This window comes from Mesorhizobium sp. M1A.F.Ca.IN.020.06.1.1 (assembly GCF_004023265.1).
Taxonomy (GTDB): domain Bacteria; phylum Pseudomonadota; class Alphaproteobacteria; order Rhizobiales; family Rhizobiaceae; genus Mesorhizobium.
Genome location: NZ_RZSR01000803.1, coordinates 1 through 2,800, shown reverse-complemented (window position 1 = coordinate 2,800; position 2,800 = coordinate 1). Strand labels below are relative to the sequence as shown.

At 65.0% G+C, this 2,800-nt stretch carries 4 protein-coding genes and 1 pseudogene; 2 read left to right on the top strand and 3 right to left on the bottom strand.

From position 1 onward, the window contains the following. A partial coding sequence (locus EOA60_RS27200; RefSeq protein WP_164899570.1) for a polysaccharide deacetylase family protein occupies positions 1-576 on the top strand: 576 nt, incomplete at its 5' end. Between the two features lie 12 nt (positions 577-588). Here the strand turns inward: EOA60_RS27200 and EOA60_RS27195 are convergent. Then, positions 589-993 (bottom strand): hypothetical protein, encoded by a 405-nt coding sequence (locus EOA60_RS27195; RefSeq protein ID WP_095824729.1) that lies wholly within the window; start codon positions 991-993, stop codon positions 589-591. Positions 994-1,086: 93 nt separating this feature from the next. Next, a complete protein-coding gene (locus EOA60_RS27190; protein WP_095801287.1) occupies positions 1,087-1,302 on the bottom strand; it encodes a DUF2842 domain-containing protein in 216 nt (71 codons plus the stop codon). 152 nt (positions 1,303-1,454) lie between these two features. Here EOA60_RS27190 and EOA60_RS27185 point away from each other — a divergent pair, with 152 nt between their 5' ends. Continuing rightward, the gene (locus tag EOA60_RS27185) at positions 1,455-2,546 is read left to right on the top strand and encodes a COX15/CtaA family protein (RefSeq protein WP_128293292.1); all 1,092 of its coding nucleotides are present in this window, start codon (positions 1,455-1,457) and stop codon (positions 2,544-2,546) included. 22 nt (positions 2,547-2,568) lie between these two features. Here EOA60_RS27185 and EOA60_RS27180 read toward each other — a convergent pair. Continuing rightward, a pseudogene (locus EOA60_RS27180) lies at positions 2,569-2,800 on the bottom strand (N-acetyl-gamma-glutamyl-phosphate reductase); the annotation flags it as partial.

The window sequence follows — 2,800 nt, the reverse complement described above, 5'->3', positions numbered from 1 at the left end:
GTCGTCGATTGCTCGACACCCGGCCGAAAGATCCAGACGATTGCAAGGCTGAACGCATGGTTGACCCAAGAGGTCCCCGAGGAAAAGCAGGGCGCCGCGCTGCGTGAACTGGCGCGCTCCAACGGCATCGAGCTCGGCACCGGCCGCCCCGGCACCCTGATGAGCTGGGATGAGATTCGCAAGGTTGCCGCCCATCCGCTGGTGACGATCGGCGCGCACACCGTCAACCACCGCAACCTCAAGCGGTTATCCGAAGCGGAAGCGCGTCACGAGATCGGCGACGTCCGCCGTATCCTCATGGAACGGCTGGGGGCAGAGCCGCGCCATTTCGCTTACCCCTACGGTTATCCCAGCGCGGTTGGCTGCCGCGAGGTCGGCTTCGCTCGTGATGCCGGCTATGTCTCGGCGGTGACGACCCGGCATGGCGTCCTGAGAGCCGAGCATGCCGGCTTCCTGCATGCGCTGCCGCGCATTTCCGTCAACGGCCGCTACCAGAGCGTCGCCCACATCCGCACGATGCTGTCGGGTGTGACGACGCCGCTTGCCAACGCCGGCAAGATGGTCGTCACCATTTAGCCCGAAGGGGCGTCAGCATCTGTGGAAATAGCGGTAGGTGTCCGGCGCGTTCATCCATTTGAGCTGTGACGCAAGCCCGCCATGCGCGTTGATCCAGCCTCTGATGTCGGCAGCATAGGCATTCCACAAGACGGCGGTCATGTCGGTGCGGTGCGCCAGATGGAAGCCGAAGCTTGCCGCAGGCATCACGCAGATGCGGCTGCGGGGAATATAGCCGAGCAGCACCGTGCAGGCCGACTGGCATTTGCCGACGATGCGGACATTGACGCCGCGCGCGGCGAGCCCCTTCCAGCGCTGGCTGTACGCGGCGACGCTGCCGCCATGATCGTCCGACACGTTGATGGTTTCGGCGGCTGCCATCGAGGCCGCCATGCAGGCGATGATCAGGATCAATCCCGCGAACGAGGCTTTTGGCATGGCGCAAGCCCTCCCTGCCATGCGGTCAAGCCAGGCAAGTTAGTCCCAATGCGCAATCACGTATGAATCACGTTAGCGTTGGCGCGGCCGCGCTCAGCCCTTCTGAGGCGGCTCCATGATCAGCCATTTGATGATGCCCATCGCCGGCAGCACCCAGAGCAGGCCGCTGAGCAGGAAGAACAGGAAATGCGCCAAGGAGCCGTATTCGGCGAGCCTTGTGACCGCGATGGCCGAGGCGATCAGCGCGTAGATGACGACGAGCGCCACCAGCAGAATGGTTCCGATCAGCTTTTTCAGGCGAATGGGCATGTCGCGGTCCCGTTGACCCGCCTCGCTTAGGCCGATTGGGGAGCGGGCGCAACCGCCGCGGGCCGGCGCGACGGCGTGCCGCGCTGTCCGGTCTTGCCAGCCGGGCGGCCATGGTCCACCAATCCCGCGATTTCAACTGCCGGGAAACTCCCATGGCCGCCATAACCACCACGGCCCCAGACGCCGCCCGCGATCGCGATCTCCACAACCGCGCGCTGGTGCGCGGCTGGCTTTATTTCGTGCTGGTCGTGCTGGCCGCGCTGGTGCTGGTCGGCGGCGCCACAAGGCTCACCGGTTCCGGCCTGTCGATCACCGAATGGCAGCCGATCCATGGCGTGATCCCGCCGCTCAACGATGCCGAATGGCAGGAAGAGTTCCAGCGCTACCAGCAGATCCCCCAATATACAGAGCTCAACAAGGGTATGAGCTTAGAAGCTTTCAAGTCGCTCTTCTGGTGGGAATGGGTGCACCGCATCCTCGCCCGCAGCGCCGGCGCGGTCTTCGCATTGCCGCTGCTGTTCTTCTGGGCGACGCGCCGCATCGAACGCGGCCTCGGGCCGAAGCTTCTAGGTATACTTCTGCTCGGCGGCCTGCAGGGGGCCATCGGCTGGTGGATGGTGGCCTCGGGTCTAGTCGACCGTGTCTCGGTCAGCCAGTACCGGCTGGCGACGCATCTGACGCTCGCGGCGCTAATCTTCACCGCCACCATGGTTGTCGCGCGAGGATTGGCGCCGCACTCCGAGCGCGCCGCCGACCGCTCGACCCAGCGGCTTGCCGGCGCGATCGTGCTCTTGGCACTGATCCAGATCTATCTCGGCGGCCTGGTTGCCGGCCTCCACGCCGGCCTCTCCTACAACAATTGGCCGCTGATGGACGGCAAGGTGATCCCGGCCGATCTCCTGCTCTTGAAACCTGCCTGGCTGAATTTCTTCGAGAACCCGAAGACGGTGCAGTTCGTGCACCGGCTCGGCGCTTACACGCTCTTTGCGGTGGCGCTCTGGCACATGATCGCCACCTGGCGGCGTCAGCCCGGCACTACGCATGCCCGCCGCGCCACGCTGCTGTTCCTGCTGGTGCTGGCGCAGGCCTCGATCGGAATCGGCACGCTTTTGATGCAGGTGCCGCTGCATATGGCGCTCACCCATCAAGGCGTCGCGCTGATCGTGCTCGGCTTCGCCGCCGCGCACTGGCGCGGCACCAAGGGTGCCTATCCGCTGCCGACCGAGATCGCCGTCAGAGGCTGAGGCGCGCCTTGCGCATCGTCGCTCAGTGCTTGATGCCGAGCATCAGGTCCAGATTCTGCACGGCAGCGCCGGAAGCACCCTTGCCGAGATTGTCGTAGACGGCCAAGAGCAGCGCCTGCGCCCGCTCGTCATTGGCGAACACATAGACCTTCATCCGGTTGGTGCCGTTATAGGCCTCCGGATCGATCTCCGGCATGCGCTCCATATGCGTATAGGGCGCAACCTCGACCACGCCGCCGCCGACCGACGCATAG